Below are 20,145 nucleotides of genomic sequence, written 5' to 3'. Positions count from 1 at the left end.
CTTGGCGAGCAAGGTTGAGCTGATCGTTGGAGGAACCGCGGGGGGCGCCTGGCCTTGCCGGCGATCATCACGGTCTGCCGAATGGGTCGCCCGCAAGCGGGCTCCTGCGGCACATGTCGTGCGTGTCTTCAGTGGCTCGCCGCCGTGGCGCCCATCTCGTTGACCTGGCGGAAGCTGGCGAAGCGCTCCAGGGCGAAGGGCTGGATCAGCGCGGGCGTCCTGCCGCCGCTGGCGACCAGCTCGGCCATGGTCCAGCCGCAGATCGGCGTGGCCTTGAAGCCCCAGGTGCCCCAGCCGGCGTCCAGGTAGTAGTTGTCCAGCGGCGAGCGACCCATGATCGGGCTGTAGTCCGGGGTCATGTCGGTGCTGCCGGTCCACTGGCGCATCAGCTTGGCGCCGGCCATGAAGGGGAACATCTCGATGGCATGGGCCAGCAGGCTTTCCTTCAGGTCCAGGGTCGAGCGCGTGTTGTACAGCGGGTACGGGTCGGAGCCGCCGCCGAAGACGATCTCGCCACGGCTGGTCTGCTGCACGTAGCAGTGCAGCGCGCTGGAGCTCACCAGCGGGTCGAGGAACGGCTTGAACGGCTGGGTGACCATGGCCTGCAGCGGGTAGGTGTGGATCGGCGCCCTGATCCCCAGCTTGTTCATCAGCAGCGAGCTGGCACCGGCCACCGCCTGCACCACGCAGCCGCAGCGCACGTCGCCGCGATTGGTGCGCAGGGTGGTGACCTTGCCGTTCTCGACGATGAAGTCCTGCACCTCGGTGAGCTGGTGGATCTCCACGCCGCGCTTGGCCGCCTGCTTGGCGTAGCCCCAGGCCACGGCATCGTGGCGCGCCGTGGCGCCGTCGATGTGCCAGAGCCCGGCGAGCACGGGGAGGTGGCCGGGGTCGAGGTTGAGCATCGGCACCAGCTCGCGGATCTGCTGACGGTCGATCATCTCGGTGCGGCCACCGAAGTGCTTGTTCACTTCGGCGCGCTGGCGGAAGGCGCGTACCGTGGCGTCGGTGTGGGCCAGGGTGAGCTGGCCGCGCTCGGAATACATGATGTTGAAGTCGAACTCGTTGGACAGCGCCTTGAACATCCGCACCGACTCGGCGTAGAAGCGCACGCCCTCGCTGGTCAGGTAGTTGGAGCGGATCACCGCCGTGTTGCGCGCGGTGTTGCCGCTCCCCAGGTAGGACTTCTCCAGCACCGCGACGTTGGTCACGCCGTGGTACTTGGCCAGGTAGTAGGCGGTGGCCAGTCCATGGCCGCCACCGCCGATGATGACCACGTCATAGGCCGGCTTGAGGTCCTTTGGCGCAGGCAGGTCGACCTCCACGGGGTACTCCGAGGACAGGCCGTACTTGAGCAGGGCAAGGGGCATGGCGGTTACTCCTGGGCGCTCGGCGCATGTTGCTGGCGGGCAGCGGTGACGGTGTTGTGCATCAGCATGGCGATGGTCATCGGGCCGACTCCGCCGGGCACCGGGGTGATGGCCGAGGCCACCGGCTGCACGGCGTCGAAGTCGACGTCGCCGACCAGGCGCGAGCGGCCGTCGTCCTCGATGCGGTTGATGCCGACGTCGATCACCACCGCGCCCGGCTTGATCCAGTCGGCGTCGATCATGCGCGGGCGGCCGACGGCGGCGACCACGATGTCGGCCTGACCGCAGAGGCGTTGCGGCTTGACGCTGCGCGAGTGCAGCACGGTGACGCTGCAGTCGGCGGCCAGCAGCAGCGCCGCCATCGGCTTGCCGACGATGTTCGAGCGCCCGACCACCACGGCGTGCTTGCCGGCCAGGTCGCCCAGGGTGTCGCGCAGCAGGCGCATGCAACCCGCTGGTGTGCAGGGCGTGAGCACCGGGCGCCCCTGGCTGAGGCCGCCGACGTTCTCGCTGTGAAAGCCATCGACATCCTTGGCCGGGTCGATGGCCTGCAGCACCTGTGTCTCGCTGATGTGCGCCGGCAGCGGCAGCTGCACCAGGATGCCGTGCACCGAGGCATCGGCATTGAGCCCTTCGACCACCTCCAGCACCTCCGCTGCGCTGGCTTCGGCGCCCAGGCGGTATTCCAGCGAGCGGATGCCCACCTCACCGGCGCGTAGCACCTTGTTGCGCACGTAGACCTGGCTGGCCGGGTCACTGCCGACCAGCACCACCGCCAGCGCCGGCTCGATGCCGCGCGCCTTGAGCGCGGCCACGTCGCCGGCGACTTCGGCGAGCACGCGGGCGGCGGTCGCCTTGCCGTCGATCAGTCGTGCGCTCATCGGAAGATCACCGTCTTGTCGTGGTTGAGGAACACGCGGTGTTCGAGGTGGTACTTGACCGCCTTGGACAGCGCCACCGTCTCGGTATCGCGGCCCACCGCCACCAGGGCATCGGGGGTGTAGTTGTGGTCCACGCGCTGCACTTCCTGCTCGATGATCGGGCCTTCATCGAGGTCCGAGGTGACGTAGTGCGCGGTGGCGCCGATCAGCTTCACGCCACGGTCGAAGGCCTGGTGGTAGGGCTTGGCCCCCTTGAAACCGGGCAGGAACGAGTGGTGGATGTTGATGGCGCGGCCGGACAGCTGCTGGCACAGGTCATCGGAGAGGATCTGCATGTAGCGCGCCAGCACCACCAGTTCGGTCTGGGTCTCCTCGACGATCCTCAGCAGCTCGGCCTCCTGCTGGGCCTTGGTCTCGCGGGTCACCGGCAGGTAGATGAAGCGGATGCCTTCGCGCTCGGCCATCGGCCGCAGGTCGAGGTGGTTGGAGACGATGGCGGTGATCTTCATCTGCAGCTCGCCCTTCTGGTGGCGATAGAGCAGGTCGGCCAGGCAGTGGTCGTACTTGCTGACCATCAGCAGCACGCGCATCGGCTCGGTGCTGTCGTGCAGCTCCCAGGTCATCTCGAAGCGTTCGGCGACATCGACGAAACCGTCGTGGATCTGCCGGATATCGCCGGCGAAATCACTGTTGAAACGAAACACCGCACGCATGAAGAACGCGCCGCTGATCTCGTCGTCGAACTGCGCCATCTCGCTGATGTAGCAACCATGGTCGGCGAGGTAGGAAGTCACGGCGGCGACGATGCCGGACGTGGCCGGGCAACTGATCTTGATCACGTACGGGTGCTTGGCGGGCTGCATGGCGAATCCTCTGCTGGGGGCGGCGGCAGGAAAATCTTCATGAGTGAAAGCGCTGTTCGTCTATGAATAAAATTTACTGTGACGAATCTATTTTTCGTGCTGGTGATTTTTATAAGTGAATGAACGTGCGCTGTCCATGCCTCTTGGGAATTTTTTTATCCCCAGGGGAAACATTGCGACAGGAGGCATTCAGCCGTGAAGGGGCGGCATCGGGGGGCAGGGGAGCAGGCTGACACGGCCCGTCGTGAGGCAACTGCGCGCGTCAGCCTGACGGGCCTCACTGGCGGGTGGTGGGCAGCGATTGCCGGTAGGCGCGTGGCGTTTGCGCGAAGGCGCGCTTGAAGCAACGGCCAAACACGGTGGCCGAGGCGAAGCCCGCCTGCTCGGCGACCTGCTGTATCTGCAGGTCGGTGGACTGCAGCAGGCGCCGGGCGATCTTGTGTTGCTCTCGGCGGTGCTGCGCGCGAAGTGGCCCGCGCGAAGGGTTGTCCATTTGCGTCGAGAATACGTCCGCAGAGGTCGAATTTGGTCGATTTTGCCTTGCTAGAGTGAACGCCATCGGCCCGACCCGGTGCCGCGAGTCATCCACAAAGGCCGCCCAGAGAGGACCGAGCATGGACAGAGCCACCGAGATTCGCCTGATCGCGCAACTGCTGGAACTCCACGCACGCGGCGAAACCCAGTACCACGAGACGACCCGGAGCCACGCCACCGAGCGCTACACCAGCGCGCAGTGGTTTGCCCGCGAGAAAGAGCGGATCTTTCGCAACCAGCCGTTGGCCGTCGGTGCCGCCAACGAGGTGCCCAACCCGGGCGACTACCTGGCTCTGGACTGGCTCGACGGCGTGTCGCTGCTGATGGTGCGTGGCGCGGACGGTCAGGTGCGCGTGTTCGCCAATACCTGCCGGCACCGCAATGCACGGTTGGTGGCCAATGGCGAAAGCGGCTGCAGGAACAGGTTCGTCTGCCCCTACCACGCCTGGACCTACGACAGCCAAGGCCAGCTGGCTGGCGCGCCGGATTTCGAGCGTGGTTTCGTCGGGTTGGATAAGGGCCGGCTGGGTCTGATCGAGTTCCCCAGCCGGGTCATCGGTGGCATCGTCTTCGTCCATCCGGACCGCAACCGGCAGGTACCTGAAGACCTGCTCGGCGCAGAGATGCTGTCCGGCATGCGCTACCTGGATATCGAGAACCAGCAGGTCTACAAGCGCCGCAGCTATGTGATCAAGGCCAACTGGAAGGTCCTGCTCGAGGGAGGGATCGAGGCCTACCACTTCAACGTGGCGCACAAGCACACCCTGGCGCCGTTCTTCCTGGGCAACCTGTCCACCTGGGAGAGCTGGGGCGGCCTGTACATGCGCATGATCCTGCCGAAGAAGCCGCTGCTCGAGGCGCCCGACCTGCCCGAGACGCAATGGGACATGCGCCGGATGGCCAACATCATCTACACCCTGTCGCCCACCGTGCTGCTGCTCGCCCAGCCGGACAACATCTCGCTGATCCGCATGGTGCCGCTGGCGGTCGGGGAAACCCGCATCGAAGAAGTGCTGCTGGTCGATCGCCCGCAAGACGGCGGCAGCGAATGGTCGGCTGACGAACTGCGCAGGCACGAGACCAACCACAACCTGGTGAACAAGATCCTCATGGAAGACTGGGTGCTTGGCGAAACCATCCAGGCCAACATGCAGAGCGGGGTGGTCGATGAAGTCCACTTCGGCCGCTTCGAATCGGCCCTGACCTGGCTGCACGACGAATACGAACGCGCGATGGATGTCGAGCAGATGGTCGTCGCCAGGCAGGTCTGAGTAGCGAGGGATACAGTACGGAATGAGCGGTGTTCCCTGGACTTGTGTGCCCGGACGGTGGCTGGGCTACGCTCAGTACCCGAGCGCTCGCTTCTTGGGACCAGGCATTTATCTGCAGTCATCTGGCCTCCTACGATGTTGTAAAAGTGCGCAATACGATTAGCTATCGGCCTGGACCAGCCTTTTATAGCCGGTCGTTTGCAGCGAGAAGTGCGCAGTCATCCCGATAAATGAACCTGTCTCCCTGTTCGCTCAGCTACCCAAAAAACCAGGAGGGTTTTCATGAGCAATGATCATCTCAAGTTCTATGACAAGGAAGATCGCGCTTCTGCGTTGCCGAGATTGTTTGCTGGGGCCATTGTTGGCCACACCACGACCAACACTGCTCGTATCTGGGTGCGCGCCCATACACCGGGAGATTACTACCTGATTGTCTCCACCAATCCATTGCCAGAAAGCGGCCAACCCTACGACATACATGGCCAGCAATTACGCGTGGAGGACAGTACAGGTTTGACGACTGTGATTGGTGAGTTGCATGAGATCTCACTGAAATACAGTACCGATGTAACCGGTGTGATAGACCTCGACAACTTGAAGGCCGGGACACGCTATTACTACGGGCTTTTCAGTCTGCTCAAAAAACGCTCTGAGCGTTGGGAGGTTGGCCGGGACGCACAACTATCCTTCTGCACGCAGCCTGCCGACGTCGAGCGCTGTGTTTTTGGCTTCTACAGTTGTCACATGCCCTTTAAGGGTGGCAATGCTTACAACATGGACATGTGGTCCATGTTTGCGGATGTCCTAGAGGACAACGACTCGGACTTTCTGATTGGCGGCGGAGACCAAGTCTATACCGATGGAGACAAGAGCATTGACATCTGGCGCTGGCTCGTCAAGCACCTCAAAGAGGTAGCTCAACTGAGTGATAGCAAACAGCGAGATGTCATGCTCTCCTGGTACCGTGACATCTATCGCTCATATTGGGGCGCTAACTCGACCAAGCAGGTGTATCGCTCCTACCCCAACTACATGATTTGGGATGATCACGAGATCATGGATGGATGGGGCTCTTACACTGATGCTGAATTAGCAGACAAGCTGGACACGATATTTCAGTGGCAGAACACAGCCACCAATCTGACCCTGGCCCGTAACATGTTCTATTGCGCGCGGCAGGTCTATTACGAGTACCAGCATTCCCACAATCCACACACGCCATTCGGTCCCAAGGCAGAAGACTGCCAATGGGACTACACGTTTCGTTGGGGGCCGCTGTCTTTCTTTGTCATGGACATGCGCGGGCATCGTCGATACGACCCGGCACAGAAAGCCAATCCTGCCTATAACCCTGTTCTTGGTGATGACCAGTGGGCACGTCTCACGAGTTGGTTAAGCGCACCTGACAATAACGAGGATGCCTTCTTCCTAGTATCACCGGTACCTGTCATTCATGCCAACGACTATATCGTCAATGTCGCTGATATCAACGCCTTGGGCCTGGCTGACGACCTTCGGGACGAGTGGGATCACTACAGCAACCAGCATGAGCGGAACCGCTTGCTGAAAGAGTGCTTCACATTGTCACAGAACACCGGAAAACCAGTGGTCTTTCTCAGTGGTGATGTCCATGTCGGCGCATCGTTCTCGCTGTTCTGTCGACAGTATCCGGGCGCGCGTCTCTATCAAATTACATCGAGTGCCATAACTTATGCCAAGACACCTGGGGGGTTACTGAAGCTTATCGTCAAGAATCGCGGAAAACTTTCCAATTCGGATATGGATATTGACTATGAGCGGCTCGGCGACGTATTTCCGGGGCGTAATTTCAGTTTGATGAAATATCAAAAGGTCAACGGAAAATCGCAGTTATTCTGGGACCTCTATGGTAAATCTGGCGAAATTGATAATGCGGTGATCAAGCTGAAGCGAGTGCACATCCTGTATCCGTGAGAGACGGTGGCCGCCGGACCGGAAAAGGGGACAAATTTATTTACTGTGTGGCTGTTCGCTTGTGGCCGAAAGCGGCCTGTCACCAGCGACTGCTATCGGCCAAAAGCGGACAGTCTTAAGTGCCGGTTCAGGTGTTGAATAACGTCTGTATTGGTCACAAGGAAGGGGCGACGGCATGCGTGTGCTCTTCAGCGGTGAGAGGATGCATCAAAAGCTCCTCTCTCTGTCACTGAATACGCTATGAACTTCCACATGTTCAGTTTAGGCGTTTACCGCCTCGCCTAGATCGAGATCTCCCTGCTCCTGCACCGACAGCACCTTGGCGAGAAGCGCGTCGGTTTGGAGGTTGTCGTAGCGATTCTCCAAAGTCTTACGCAATCGCATCAGTCTGAGATTGGCGGTGCTTACCAACGCTCCGTATGTTGTAGCTCTGACTTGGCCATAACGGCGATTCTCGTCGCCGACTGTTTTGTCCGTCCCCACACCAGGCGCAATGGATTGACCCACCACCCAAGCGGTCACATACGGCGCGCCGTGTACAAAGCCTGAGTTCGCAATGTCTTGAACGTATTCGTCAGCCTGATTCACCTCCTTACGATTGATTTTGAAACCGCCCTTTTTGAGCTCAATCAGCAATATATTTTGCATCTGAGCGACAGTTGGATCTTGAGTTTGAAACCCCTCAATGCCGACCAGTTGGAGGGTGCTTTGATCTGGAAGAACAACGACATCAGGCCGCTTCTTCTCATTGATAAATGAAGCGCCTGTGTTACCCCAAAGTTGCTTAGCTACGCTCCGCAGGGTCATGTTCGAGCAGTATTCCATCGACTCGAATTCTGGGCCGAAGAGCCATCGAGATCTCAGGATCAGCGGGTGAAGGGTATGGAGCTCATCGGTATCGGGGTCATCAGCGAGCCTTGCAATGACCTCAATGACGCTGAGCCTGCCATCAATTTCATCCAGGACACGCAGAGCGTCTTTGACCGACCAATCGGCCAGCAGGGAATCAAGTCCCTCCACGTCTGTCGCTGATAGCTTGGCAAGCTTTTGAAGGAGCGACGCACCGCTTTTGGATTTCTCCAGATTGATCACGGCTTTGACCGCCGTCGCCAGGAAATCAGGGGAAATCAACGGGTGGGCTTGGGCAACCGCCTTCGTGAATTCGGTCACCTCAAGTTGCGCACCTTGCCCGAGGGTTTTAAGTTCAGAGCGATTCTGAACAAGGGCGTCTTCCGATGTTGCTTCAACCACCTCTGCGGCGAGCTCATCGGCGACCTGAGTGATGTGTAGTGAGGCGGCCTTGAAAAGCTCTTCCACAGCTGGTGTCGTCTTAAACCCTGTCCAATCCGCATGGACATGGTCATCAAAGCCATGGGTGTCCACGATGACCTTGTACCGCTTAGCAAATCGAGTGCGGCCATCGAAGTTCGCTACTTGGCCAATCGCCCAAGATGGATTTCCTACAAGACGGTGGTCTACCCAAAACGCTACACCTTGATGGATAGACGAGTGGTTCTGCTGTGTTGAGTCAATGACAATCACCCGCGCAGATCGACCCTCACTCAAAGAAATGGTCTGTTCCTTCGCGTATTTTTCAAGCTTGGCAAGTGTCAGCGGGGTGCCGTTCACGAGAATCTGGAAGCTGGGGTCATGGATGAAGCGTGCTGCTAGGACAGTCGAGATCTCCGCTGCATCAGGAAGCTTGCGAACGACTGTCACGCGGAGCCTAGTACCAGAGCCCTCCTGCTTATTGAACTCCTCTGATCGAACGACAAACGGGCTTGGGCCAGATTCAGTGCCTACGACGAATTTGCTCAGTGTTCCGTCGCGCCAGGTTTCGACAAGATACTCATCACCGAAGCAAAGAAGACCATGGCGCCCTACACCATTGCGGCCATAGGCTTTCCGAAGCTTTGCACTCCTGCCTTTCGGGAATTCTACTTTCCAGCTTTGATGCTTCAGCCTGTTGTATCGGAGCATCATCCAGCGATTGCTGAACTGCTCCGGCGTCATGCCATGGCCGTCATCAAGAATAGTGAGCGTGCCGCCGAGCTCGGAGGGGAGGAATAGCTCGACCTTACTCGCTCCCGCGTCCCAAGCATTTGCGACCAATTCGGTAAGAGCGACTTGAGGTACATGGGCAACTGGCCCAAGTTCCCGTAAGAGGTAGTCCTCCTCGAACAGCGATAGATGACGCGTTTGTTCGGGCATGGTTCCCTCCTTGGGGCGGTGCTTATCGTTGAGCGTTTGCGAGTGTTTGCGGACAATCCTACCTCAGTGAGTATCAATGCCGTCGTTTGATCTCACCGAATAGACTACGCGAGACGCTTCAGCAGCTGAGCTAGGGTTCCGGGGGTATCTGATCCTCCAACTGACAAGGCTTGACCATGCACCAATTGCGCAAAGACAACCACTACGTACCCAAGCTGTACCTGAAGCAGTGGTCGCATGAAGGGCTGATTCCCACCTACCGCCTGTTGGTTCCAAACGAGAAGGTCCCCCTGTGGAAAAGGCAATCCTTGAAGGGAATCGCTTACCGCCAGCACCTCTATACCTACCTTGTTGGGCAAGAGGAGACGGATAAGTTTGAGCGCTGGCTCGACAGTGAGTTTGAGAACCCTGCGGAAGAGGCGATCCGGCGAGTTGTTCACGAGGAGCGATTGGAGCCAGAGCACTGGAGGAGGTTGGTGCGTTTCGCAGGAGCATTGGATGTTCGTACACCAGCCCAACTCAGGCGGTTCATTATCCGTCAGAAAGTAACGCTACAGGAGTTAATTGATACGACCCTGCAGCGCTCCATACAGGAACTGGAGAACACAGTCGCGCGAGGGGAGTCGATACCGCGCCTAGCTGATGATGCCCACGATGACGCGCCTTCGATCTTCAAAGTATCCATCGAGGAGCTGCCAGAGGGAGGTGGGCAAATAAGGGCAGAGACTGTTGTTGGGAGGCAGCTCTGGATTTGGCAGATGAAGCACTCCCTTTCGACAACTCTAAGCCGTTTGCCGATTGAGAACTGGACGATCTTGGATGCCCCTGTAGGTGTGTCTTGGCCCACATCTGATGATCCACTCATCCGCCTAAATCTCCATGACTCAGGGAGATACGACTTCAATGGGGGATGGGGCAATAGGGGTGGGATCATTTTGCTCCCTCTGAGCCCGAAGCACCTCCTTTATACCTGCATCGGCAGCCGGCCCGTATTGCGGGGTAGCAAGGTGGACGTAGCGACAGCTCATCTGATGAGGAAGATCATCATCGAGCACGCGGATCGCTATGTGTTCTCCAATGAACTTAGTGATATCCACTTGATACGACCTAGGCGGGTCTGCGCGGCCACTCATAAGAACGAGCAGGCATTCTGGCAGCGCTGGCACCACGAGCAGTCCCAAGCTGAGAGAGAGCTGCAAAGCTGATCTCTCCCAGAGACCAGAAGGTATCAGCGATCTGAAACGAACCGGGTTTTGTAGGCATCAAAAGGTTTCAATTGATGCAGGCTAAGTCCTGAGCGATCGTCCGCTTTTGGCCGAAAGCAGCCAACCTCCTAACCACTGCAACTACCTGAAATCCCGGCTCCGTATATCCAGCCCGGTCAGCAGCTGGGTCAGGTCGATCAGGCGGCCGGCGATGAGGTGGCGTACGCCGTCCACCGTTTCCAGGTGGCCGTCGATGCGCAGCAGTTGTGACTGCACGAGTACGCGGCGTTGGCGTTCGGCGAGGTCGTGCCAGACGACCACGTTGATCATGCCGAACTCGTCTTCGAGGGTGACGAAGATGACGCCGCTGGCGGTTTGCGGTCGTTGCCGGCCGATCACCAGGCCGGCGACGCTGACGGCGCGGCCGTGTTCGACCGCCTGCAGGTCGTGCGAGCTTTTGCAGCGCTCGGCGCGCAGCGTTTCGCGCAGCAGAGCCAGGGGATGGGGGCCGAGGGTGGTGCCGAGGGTGTCGTAGTCGGTGAGCAGGTTCTCGCCCACCGTGGGTTCGGGCAGGCTCAGCGCGCTTTCCTGGGGGGCGGCGATGCGGGCGAACAGCGGTAGTTGTTCCTCGACGCCGGCGACGGCCCAGCGGGCCTGGTAGCGGTGCCCGACCAGGCCGCTCAGGGCGCCGGCATCGGCCAGGCGTTCGCTGGCGCTGGCATCCAGGCGGGCGCGGCGGCAGAGGTCTTCCACGCCGCTGAACGCGGCGGCCTGGCGGGCCGTCTCGATCCGTCGGGCTTCCTCTTCACGCATGCCGCGAATCATCCGCAGCCCCAGGCGGATGGCCGGCTGCGTGCCGTCGCTGGCTTCGAGGCTGCAGTCCCAGTCGCTGTGGCGGACGTCGACCGGGCGTACCTGAATACCGTGGCGCCGAGCATCCTGCAGTATCTGGTCGGGGCTGTAGAAGCCCATGGGCCAGCTGTTGACCAGAGCGCAGGCGTAGGCGGCGGGTTCGTGGCATTTCAGCCAGCAGCTGGCGTAGGCGAGGAGGGCGAAGCTGGCGGCGTGGGATTCGGGAAAACCATAGCTGCCGAAGCCTTCGATCTGCCTGAAGATGCGCTCGGTGAATGCCACCGTGTAGCCCTTTTCCAGCATGCGCGAGGTCAGGCGCTGGCGGTGTGGTTCGAGCCCGCCATGGCGCTTCCAGGCGGCCATGCTGCGGCGCAGTTCGTCGGCCTCGCCGGGCGTGTAGTCGGCGGCGACGATGGCCAGTTCCATCACCTGTTCCTGGAACAGCGGCACGCCCAGGGTGCGCTCGAACACCGGCTTCAATTCCGCCGAGGGGAAGTCGACGGGCTCTTCGCCATTCCGGCGGCGCAGGTAGGGATGCACCATGTCGCCCTGGATCGGCCCGGGGCGGACGATGGCGACCTGGATCACCAGGTCGTAGAAGGTCTGCGGGCGCAGGCGCGGGAGCATGGCCATCTGCGCGCGGGATTCGATCTGGAAGGCACCGATGGTGTCTGCACGGCTGATCATGGCGTAGGTGGCCGGGTCGTTGGCGGGCAGGGTGGCCAGGGTCCAGAGCGTGCCACGGTAGTGCTCGATCAGGGCGAAGCAGCGGCGCAGGGCGCTGAGCATGCCGAGGGCGAGCACGTCGACCTTGAGCAGGCCGACCAGGTCCAGGTCGTCCTTGTCCCACTGGATGACGGTGCGCTCGGCCATGCTGGCGTTCTCCACCGGTACCAGGGTGTCGAGGGCGTGTTCGGAGACCACGAAACCGCCGGGGTGCTGTGACAGGTGGCGAGGAAAGCCGATCAGCTCACCGGTCAGCACCAGCACCCGGCGCAGCAGCGGGTTGTGCGGGTCGAATCCGGCCTCCTGCAGGCGCTCGGCCGAGGGTGGTTCGTTGCTCCAGCGACCGCAGCAGTCGGCCAGCGCGTTGACCTGGTCGGGTGGCAGGCCGAGCGCCTTGGCGACGTCGCGCACCGCGCCGGCGCCGTGATAGGTGTTGACCACGGCGGTCAGTGCCGCGCGGGTGCGGCCGTAGCGGCGGAACACGTACTGGATGACTTCCTCGCGGCGCTCGTGCTCGAAGTCCACGTCGATGTCCGGCGGCTCGTTGCGCTCGCGTGAGAGAAAGCGCTCGAACAGCAGCCGGTTGCAGGTGGGGTCGAGTTCGGTGATGCCGAGCACGAAGCACACTGCCGAGTTGGCCGCCGAGCCGCGTCCCTGGCAGAGGATGCTGTGCTCGCGGGCGAACTGGACGATGTCGTGGACGGTGAGGAAGTAGCTCTCGTACTGCAGCTCGGCGATCAGGCTCAGTTCGTGTTCCAGCTGGGCGCGCGCCCGTTCGGGCACGGCCTTTGGCCAGCGCCAGCAGGCACCGCGTTCGACCAGATGGCGCAGCCAGGAGGTGGCGTCATGGCCCGCAGGCACCAGTTCGCGGGGGTAGCGATACTGCAGTTGGCCGAGCTCGAAGCGGCAGCGTTCGGCGATGCGCAGGGTCTCGTCGAGCAGGGCGCCCGGGTACAGCTCGGCCAGTTCCTCGTACCGGCGCAGGTGGCGTTCTCCGTTGGCGAACAGGTAGGCGCCCGCGTCGGCCACGGGCAGGTGCTGGCGGATGGCGCTCATGCAGTCCTGCAGGGCACGGCGGCCACGGGCGTGCATGTGCACGTCGCCGCAGGCCACGGCAGGCAGGGAGCAGGTACGGGCCAGGTCGAGCAGTCGCTGCAGGCGAGCGTTGTCGTCCGCGCCCCGGTGCAGTTCGACGCCGAGCCACAGGCGCTCGCGGAAGCAGCTGCGCAGCCAGGGCAGGGGCTGGGCATCCTGGGCTTCCAGCCAGATCGCCAGCAGCCCATCGAGCGGGGCCTCGAAGTCTTCGCGCAACAGGCGGTAGGTGCCTTTCGCGGCCCGCCGTCGGGCACGGGTGATCAAGCCGCAGAGGGCCTGGTAGCCCGCCAGGTTCTCGGCCAGCAGCACCAGCTTGGGGCCGCCCTCGATCAGCACTTCACTGCCGACGATCAAGGCCACGTCCTGTTTCTTGGCCGCCTGCCAGGCGCGCACGATGCCGGCCAGGGTGCATTCGTCGGTGATCGCCAGGGCTCGGTAGCCGAGGCGGGCAGCACGCTCGAACAGCTCCTGGGCGCTGGAGGCGCCGCGCTGGAAACTGAAGTTCGACAGGCAATGCAGTTCGGCGTAGCCGTTCATGCGAACCAGCCGTGCAACTGCAGGGGGCCACTGCTGCCGACCGGGCGGAAGGCCCAGCCGCGCTGGCCGCTGCGGGTCTCCACGACGTAGTAGTCGCGGCGTATGTCGTCGCCGTCCCACCAGCCGGATTCGATGCGCTCCGGGCCGCAGAGGATGCGCAGCGATGCCTCCTGCAGCGCCTGTGGTTCGGCGAGCAGCCAGCCGGGGCGCGGCGCACTGGCGGGCAGCGCTGCAGCGGTTGGTTCCTGCGTCCAGGCGCGTTCGGGGCGGTGATCGGCACGCGCGCCGAGGCCATGTACGGCCTCGTCACCGAGGCGGGCACGCAGGCGTTCGCGCAGCTGTTCCCAGGGTTGGTTCTGCTGCGGGCGTTCAGTGAACAGCTGATGATGTTGCGGGGCGAAGGCGGGCAGTTCGCGCGCGACCAGGCGCACCGCCAGGACCGGCGCGGGCAGTTGCTGGTGTTCCAGCCGGCCACGGGTCAGTTCGAAGAGCATGCCGGCGTCGCGCTCGGCGCTGAGCAGGCCGATCTGCACCCGGGTTTCGTTGCCGGTGCGGTGTTCCAGGTGCAGGGCGAAGCGTTGCACGCCACTGTCGCGGCCCGCCAGGTAGGCGGCGAGGTCAGCGGTCAGGCGGCGTAACGGGAAGAGCAGGGCCTGGTGCGATGCCACTTCGAAGTTCAGTTCGATGCGGGTGTCGAAGACATCCGGCGGTGTGTAGAACTCCAGGGCCAGGGGGCGCTGTCCGAGCAGGGTGTCGAGCTGCGCCAGCACTTCGGCCGGGAAGCGCCTGGCCACGCTGGCGCGCGGCAGTTCCCAGAGTTGCCGCAGCTGTCTCAGGCCCATGCGGTTGAAGGCGCTGCTCGCGGTGGCGCTCAGGCCGAGGCGATCCACCGGCAGCGGGGCAAGCAGCTGCTGCAGGCCATGCGCATCACTGGCCAGCAGGCCGTCGCCGACGTTGACCAGCACGCGTGCCGCCGCCGGGTTGGGAGCGGCGGCGATGCGGTGCTGAAAACCCAGGGCGGCGAGCTCCGTGCGCAGGCGCGCCTCGAAGGATGGCCAGGGGCCGAACAGACCCAGGCTGGATTGCACCTCCAGCAGCAGGCAGCGTGGGTAGTGCAGGCTGACCTGGGCGCTGAAACCATAGGCCCAGGCCGCCAGGAAGCGGTGCCAGCGTTCGATCTGCCCGGCGTCGTATTCGCAGGTGGCGAAGTCGTGCGTCAGGGCCTGCGCGGCGGTCAGCGACAGGCCCGGTTTCAGGCCGAGCGCACGTGCGGCCGGGTTGACGGCCTGCAGCACGCGGCGCTGAGGCGAACCGCTGAGCAGCGCCAGTGGCGTCTCGCTGTCGCTGCGCTGGCGCAGCACGCCGTCCATGGCCAGTTGCGGCAGCAGGATGCAGGCCCAGAGCATGTGCGCCTCAGTGCCAGGGGGCGGCGATGGGGCGTGCAGGGGCGAGGCCGCCACGGCACTTGAGCACGCGAATGCGCGCCGGCTGGCTCTCCACGGCCAGGCGCAGCGCCGCTGGCGAAGGGTTTGCGGCTTCCTCGAGCGGGCGATAGGCAAAGGCCAGGGTCTGCCCGGTCGCGGCGGCCACCTGCAGGCGGCGCAGCGCGCGGTCGTCGGCCTGACGCAGCCAGCACAGCACGGCGCCGCAACTGCCCGAGCGCAGGCACTGCTCGGCGGCCCAGAGGGCATCGCGTGCCTGGGCGCGGATGATGCTCAGGTGGCGCAGGTCGATGCCGGCATCCTGCCAGGCCTGGGGATAGGGCAGGTGGGGCGGAGCCACCAGCACCACGCGCTCATTCGCCTGGGTGAGGCGCGCCAGGGTCGGCCACAGCAGGCGCAGTTCGCCGATGCCGGTGGCGGCCGTCAGCACTTCGCTGAGCGCCGCAGCCGGCCAGCCGCCACCCGGGAGTGCGGCATCCAGCACGGCATGACCCGTCGACGGATTGGACGGTGAAGGGGCGGAGACGACCTGCCCGCGCCAGACACGGCGGGCATCGAGCAGGCGATCGAGAGCGACCACGGATGACATGCGGGTAATGCACCAAGAATACTGTATGTATGAACAGTATTTGCTTCCGGCTGGCCAGGGTCAAGTCGCGGGCGATGAAGCGTGCAGCTCGCTGCCCGGGGGCGCCGCTCGCGGACTCAGGAGGGCGCCCGCTCGACCCGGTTACGTCCGGCCGATTTGCCTTCGTAGAGCGCGGCATCCGCGCGGGCGATGCTGTGGCTGAGCGATTGTCCGGCGTGGTGCTGGCTGATGCCGATCGACAGGGTCACGCCGATGTGGCTGCCGTTGCCGTCGATCCGCAGCGCCTGGACGGCCTCGCGAATGCGCTCGGCGCTGGCCGCTGCCTGGTCCAGGTCGGTGTGCGGCAGCAGCGCGAGGAATTCCTCGCCTCCCCAGCGACCGATGAAGTCCTGCTCGCGCATCGAGTCCTTGAGCACGCGGCTCACGGCTTTGAGTACCTGGTCGCCCATGTCGTGCCCGTAGGCGTCGTTGATCGCCTTGAAGTGGTCGATGTCCATCAGCATCAGGGTCATCTCGGCCGGCTGCTGCACCTTCTCGGCCAGGCTGATCAGGTGGCGGCGGTTGAACAGCCCGGTCAGCGGGTCGGTGGTGGCCATGCGTGCCAGCTTCTTGTGCGCGCGGGTCACGGTGACCACGTAGAACAGCGCCAGGTAGCTGAACATGCAGAACACCACCGTCAGGTTGAAGACATGCACGGCCAGCAGGGCGTTCGACGAGATCGGCTGCAGCGGTGGCAGGTACCACATCAGGACGTCCAGCCCGACGTAGTAGGCCCACAGGCAGATGGCGAGTATCCAGGCGCTGCGTGCCCGCATGCTGACGAACAGCGCCGGGATGAACATCAGCAGGTAGTAGTGAAAGCCACTCTCCCAGCCGACCATCAGCGTGCCCAGCCCCGCGTGCACCAGCACTTCGATGCGGATCAGCATCACCGCCAGGCGATTGCGCCGCTGCTTGAAGGCGCGATAGGCGTAGACGTACATGGCCACGCTGATCACGTTCACCCAGCCGAGGATCGGGGAGCCGAGGCCGAGGAAGATGAACAGGAAGGCGACGTCCACGCAGGCGGCCAACTGGCAGCAGCGCATGGACAGTTGCCAGAACTCGGGGCGGGCCTCGCGTTTATGAGGGTTGTCTGAGGGCATCGCTGAAGGCTTCCTGGCCGTTGCTGGAGCGCCCGGCGCACAGGCGTCGGGTCAGCGCGGCGACGCCGTCGCCGTGCCGGGCCACATTACGAGGCCGCTCGTCGTACGTCCAGTGGCATTCGGCCATGTGCGCGATGTGGCGTTCAGGCACTGACCCAGCGCTGGCGTGCCCAGCCGCTCAGCGCATCGACCGCCAGCACCAGCAGCAGCATGGCGAGAATCACCGTGGCCGCCTGGGCCTCCTGGAACAGGCTGAGGGACATGTAGAGCATCTGCCCCAGGCCACCGGCGCCGACGAAGCCGAGCACGCTGGCCATGCGGATGTTGTTCTCCCAGCGGTACAGGCTGTAGGCCACCAGTTGCGGCCAGACCCCCGGCAGGGTGCCGTAGCAGAAGGCGAGCAGGCGGCCGCCGCCGTTCTCGCGGATGGCGTCGGCGGGCTCGCGCGGGGTGTTTTCCAGCGCTTCGGCGAACAGCCGGCCAAGCACGCCGGCGGTGTGCAGGGCCAGGGCCAGGGTGCCGGCATTGGGGCCGAGGCCGGCGGCCAGCACCATCAGCGCCGCCCACACCAGCTCGGGAATGGCACGCAGGGCGTTGAGCAGCAGGCGCGTGGCGTGCAGGGCAAGGCCACCGAAGCGGCCGGCAGCCGGTAGGGCCAGGGCCAGGCCGAGCAGGGCGGCGAGCAGGGTGCCGATGGCGGACATGGCCAGGGTTTCCAGCGCGCCACGGCCAATGGCCTGCAGGTGCGCGGCGGAGAAGTCCGGATGCAGGAAGCCACTGGCGTACTGGCCCATCTGCGCCAGGCTGTCGCCGGCCACCAGCGCGCCGAGGTCGATGCCCAGGTAGATGAATGAGGCAACCACCGCGCCGAGAAGAGCGAGGAGCAGGATCAGGTTGCCGCTTCTCATGTCAGCCTCGCGCGCAGCAGGCGGCTGAGCTGGTCGGCGAGCAGCACCAGCAGCAGGAAGGTGAGCAGCATGCTGGCTACTTCGCCGCCCGCGAACATGCGCAGCGACAGGTCGATCTGCTGGCCCAGGCCGCCGGCGCCGACGAAGCCCATCACCACCGAGGCGCGAATCGCGCACTCCCAGCGGTACACGGTGTAGGAGAGCATCTCGCCAGCGGCATTGGGCAGCACGCCATAGGCGAAGGCTGCCAGGCGGCTGCTGCCGGCGCCGAGCAGGGCGCGGGCGGGGCGGGCATCGACCGACTCGAAGATTTCCGCGTAGACCTTGCCGAGCATGCCGGCGTAGGTGATGGCGATGGCCAGCACCCCGGCGGTGGGGCCGAGGCCGACGGCGCGCACGAACAGCAGCGCCCAGACGATCTCCGGCACGCTGCGCAGGAAGATCAGCAAACCGCGCACCGGCCAGCGCGCCAGGCGGGCCCACCAGGCCGGGCGGCCGCCTCGGTGCAGCGCCGACAGCGACAGCGCGCGGCTGGCCAGCAGCGAGGCGGGAATGGCGATCAGCAGCGCCAGGCTCATGCCGGCGGTGGCGATGGCCAGGGTTTCCAGGGTGGCGCGGCCGAGCAGGGCGAGGAACTCGGCATCATGCGCGGGCGGCCAGAAGCCGGCGAGGAAGTTGCCCATGGCGCGGGTGTTGTCGCCCTCCACCAGCACGGCCAGGTTCAGCTCGCTGAGGTCGATGCCCGGCCACAGCAGGAGCAGCGCCAGTAGCGTGATCAGCAGCCGTGGCAGGGCGGCAGGGTCGCGTGGGGCGGTTGTCAGCATCGCGGGATGTGCACCGGCTGCGCCTGCACGGGCAGGCTGGGCGAGGCCTGCAGCTGCTCGTTGGCGTACAGCGCCTGCAGCTGTGCGGGCTGCACGTCGGCGGCCGGCAGGTCGAAGGCGATGCGTCCGTCGCGAATGCCGATCACCCGTGGGAAGTGCGCCAGGGCCAGGTCGACGGCATGCAGGCTGGCGAGCAGGGTCATGCCGCGCTCGGCGGCCTCGCGGTTGAGCACGGCCAGGGTGTGCCCGGCCAGCACCGGGTCCATGGCCGAGACGGGCTCGTCGGCGAGGATCAGCTCCGGCGCCTGGTACAGCACGCGGGCGATGCCGACGCGCTGCAGCTGGCCACCGGAGAGCTGGTCGCAGCGCTGGTAGAGCTTGTCGGCGATGTCCAGGCGCGCCAGGGCCGCCTGGGCGCCGGAGGCATCCAGCGGGTAGAGCAGGTTGAGCAGGCCCTTGGCCAGGGGCCACTGGCCGAGCTTGCCGGCCAGTACGGCGGTGACCACGCGCTGGCGCGGTGGCAACGGCGGCGCCTGGTGGATCAGACCGATGCGCGCGCGCAGGCGCTGGCGCTGGCCGGCAGCCAGGCGCCAGGGATCGTGTTGCAGCAGGTCGAGCGTGCCGCGCGTGGGTTGCAGGCTGGTGGCCAGCAGGCGCAGCAGAGTGGTCTTGCCGGCCCCGGAGGGACCGATGATGGCCACCCGCTCGCCGGGGGCGATGTGCAGATCGATGGCCTCGAGCGCGACCTTGCCGTTGGCGTGGGCCAGGCCCACGCCACGCAGCGTGACACTCACTTCAACAGGCCGGCGGCGCGAGCGGCCTCTTCGATGCCTTCGTAGTTGGCGGGCTGGGTCTCGATGAAGCGGCTGGCGGCCTGCAGGTCGAGAATCGCCTTCTGCTCCGGCTTGGCCGGGTCGAGGGCGAGGAAGGCGGCCTTGATCTTCGCCTGCAGGTCGGCGTCGAGGTTGCCGCGCACGGTCCAGTTGTAGTCGTAGTAGGTCGGGGTGGTGGCGAAGACCTTGACCTTGTCGGTGTCGACCTTGCCGGCGTCGACCAGCTTCTGCCACACCGAGGCGTTGAGCACGCCCGCGTCGGCCTTGCCGGCCTGGACCCAGGCAGCGGTGGCGTCGTGGGCGCCGGAGTAGGCCACGCGGCTGAAGAAGTCTTCCGGCTTGATGCCGTCCTGCAGCATGAAGTAGCGCGGCATCAGGCTGCCGGAGGTGGAGGACACGGAACCGAAGGCGAAGGTCTTGCCCTTGAGGTCCTGCAGCGACTTCACCGCCGGGTCGGAGGTGATGAACTTGCTGGTGAACTCGGCATCCTGTTCACGCTGTACCAGCGGCACAGCGTTCCCGGTTTTCAGGCGCGCCTGGACGAAGGTGAAGCCACCCAGCCAGGCCATGTCGATGCGGTCGGCCGCCAGCGCTTCGACCACGGCGGCGTAGTCGGCCACCGGCACGAACTCCACCTTCATGCCCAGTTCCTGCTCCAGGTAGGCACCCAGCGGCTTGAACTTGCGCAGCAGCTCGGTGGGGGCTTCGTCGGGGATGGCCGAGACCTTGAGGACGTCGGCGGCGTGCGCGAATACTGCAGATACGGACAGGGCGATGCCGGCGGCGAGCGCCAGGGTTTGCTTGAACATGACGGATTCTCCGGTTCAATAGCGGGGAAGGCGTGCGCAGTATAGTGGCCGAACGACGCGCTTGCAGCACGCGCGCGCTGACTGCGGGGTTAAGATG

Annotated in this window: 16 protein-coding genes; 3 read left to right on the top strand and 13 right to left on the bottom strand. The window is 64.1% G+C overall.

What is annotated here, in order from left to right; translation table 11 throughout:
• Window positions 1-128: 128 nt before the first annotated feature.
• From FIV02_RS17525 to FIV02_RS24840, 4 genes are all read right to left on the bottom strand, one after another.
• Complete coding sequence (locus tag FIV02_RS17525; protein WP_134677112.1) at window positions 129-1,370, bottom strand: FAD-dependent oxidoreductase; 1,242 nt, start codon at window positions 1,368-1,370, stop codon at window positions 129-131.
• Between the two features lie 5 nt (window positions 1,371-1,375).
• On the bottom strand, window positions 1,376-2,251 hold the full coding sequence (folD, locus tag FIV02_RS17520; RefSeq protein WP_037049163.1) for a bifunctional methylenetetrahydrofolate dehydrogenase/methenyltetrahydrofolate cyclohydrolase FolD: 876 nt from the start codon (window positions 2,249-2,251) through the stop codon (window positions 1,376-1,378).
• Window positions 2,248-3,114 (bottom strand): formyltetrahydrofolate deformylase, encoded by an 867-nt coding sequence (gene purU, locus FIV02_RS17515; protein ID WP_037049161.1) that lies wholly within the window; start codon window positions 3,112-3,114, stop codon window positions 2,248-2,250. Before purU ends, folD begins: the two co-directional genes overlap by 4 nt.
• Window positions 3,115-3,391: 277 nt before the next feature.
• Window positions 3,392-3,607 (bottom strand): helix-turn-helix domain-containing protein, encoded by a 216-nt coding sequence (locus FIV02_RS24840; RefSeq protein ID WP_172979172.1) that lies wholly within the window; start codon window positions 3,605-3,607, stop codon window positions 3,392-3,394.
• A gap of 121 nt (window positions 3,608-3,728) precedes the next feature.
• On the opposite strand from FIV02_RS24840, the gene FIV02_RS17505 reads away from it, so the two are divergent.
• Together FIV02_RS17505 and FIV02_RS17500 are read left to right on the top strand one after the other, a co-directional pair.
• Window positions 3,729-4,919, top strand: coding sequence for an SRPBCC family protein (locus tag FIV02_RS17505; protein WP_152489346.1), 1,191 nt, complete (start codon window positions 3,729-3,731; stop codon window positions 4,917-4,919).
• A gap of 282 nt (window positions 4,920-5,201) precedes the next feature.
• Window positions 5,202-6,872 (top strand): alkaline phosphatase D family protein, encoded by a 1,671-nt coding sequence (locus tag FIV02_RS17500; RefSeq protein WP_152489345.1) that lies wholly within the window; start codon window positions 5,202-5,204, stop codon window positions 6,870-6,872.
• A 261-nt stretch (window positions 6,873-7,133) separates the two neighbouring features.
• Here the strand turns inward: FIV02_RS17500 and FIV02_RS17495 are convergent, their stop codons facing one another.
• Window positions 7,134-9,083: an ATP-binding protein gene (locus tag FIV02_RS17495; RefSeq protein WP_152489344.1), complete on the bottom strand. Its 1,950-nt coding sequence runs from the start codon at window positions 9,081-9,083 to the stop codon at window positions 7,134-7,136.
• A gap of 176 nt (window positions 9,084-9,259) precedes the next feature.
• Between FIV02_RS17495 and FIV02_RS17490 the strand changes: the two genes are divergently transcribed.
• The gene (locus FIV02_RS17490; protein WP_152489343.1) at window positions 9,260-10,288 is read left to right on the top strand and encodes a DUF4238 domain-containing protein; all 1,029 of its coding nucleotides are present in this window, start codon (window positions 9,260-9,262) and stop codon (window positions 10,286-10,288) included.
• Between the two features lie 141 nt (window positions 10,289-10,429).
• Here FIV02_RS17490 and FIV02_RS17485 read toward each other — a convergent pair whose 3' ends face one another.
• The 8 genes from FIV02_RS17485 to FIV02_RS17450 form a co-directional block, all read right to left on the bottom strand.
• Window positions 10,430-13,498 (bottom strand): error-prone DNA polymerase, encoded by a 3,069-nt coding sequence (locus FIV02_RS17485; RefSeq protein ID WP_152489342.1) that lies wholly within the window; start codon window positions 13,496-13,498, stop codon window positions 10,430-10,432.
• A complete protein-coding gene (locus tag FIV02_RS17480) occupies window positions 13,495-14,904 on the bottom strand; it encodes a DNA polymerase Y family protein (protein ID WP_152489341.1) in 1,410 nt (469 codons plus the stop codon). The genes FIV02_RS17485 and FIV02_RS17480 overlap by 4 nt, the downstream gene beginning before the upstream one ends.
• Window positions 14,905-14,911: 7 nt before the next feature.
• Entirely contained in the window at window positions 14,912-15,529 is a 618-nt protein-coding gene (gene imuA, locus FIV02_RS17475; protein WP_134677123.1) for a translesion DNA synthesis-associated protein ImuA, read from the bottom strand.
• A gap of 116 nt (window positions 15,530-15,645) precedes the next feature.
• Window positions 15,646-16,674 carry a diguanylate cyclase gene (locus tag FIV02_RS17470; RefSeq protein WP_152489340.1) on the bottom strand — a complete coding sequence of 343 codons (1,029 nt, stop codon included), beginning with the start codon at window positions 16,672-16,674 and terminating at the stop codon, window positions 15,646-15,648.
• Between the two features lie 143 nt (window positions 16,675-16,817).
• Complete coding sequence (gene phnE / locus FIV02_RS17465; protein ID WP_152489339.1) at window positions 16,818-17,582, bottom strand: phosphonate ABC transporter, permease protein PhnE; 765 nt, start codon at window positions 17,580-17,582, stop codon at window positions 16,818-16,820.
• On the bottom strand, window positions 17,579-18,406 hold the full coding sequence (locus FIV02_RS17460; RefSeq protein ID WP_047586323.1) for an ABC transporter permease: 828 nt from the start codon (window positions 18,404-18,406) through the stop codon (window positions 17,579-17,581). The genes phnE and FIV02_RS17460 overlap by 4 nt, the downstream gene beginning before the upstream one ends.
• On the bottom strand, window positions 18,400-19,200 hold the full coding sequence (locus tag FIV02_RS17455; protein ID WP_037056115.1) for a phosphonate ABC transporter ATP-binding protein: 801 nt from the start codon (window positions 19,198-19,200) through the stop codon (window positions 18,400-18,402). Before FIV02_RS17455 ends, FIV02_RS17460 begins: the two co-directional genes overlap by 7 nt.
• Complete coding sequence (locus tag FIV02_RS17450) at window positions 19,197-20,048, bottom strand: putative selenate ABC transporter substrate-binding protein (protein WP_047586185.1); 852 nt, start codon at window positions 20,046-20,048, stop codon at window positions 19,197-19,199. The genes FIV02_RS17455 and FIV02_RS17450 overlap by 4 nt, the downstream gene beginning before the upstream one ends.
• Between the last annotated feature and the right edge of the window lie 97 nt (window positions 20,049-20,145).

This window comes from Pseudomonas sp. THAF187a (genome assembly GCF_009363395.1).
In the GTDB taxonomy this organism is placed as follows: Bacteria; Pseudomonadota; Gammaproteobacteria; order Pseudomonadales; family Pseudomonadaceae; genus Aquipseudomonas; species Aquipseudomonas khazarica.
Note: the sequence above shows the minus strand (reverse complement) of the source record. Positions and strands in the feature narration are given on the sequence as shown.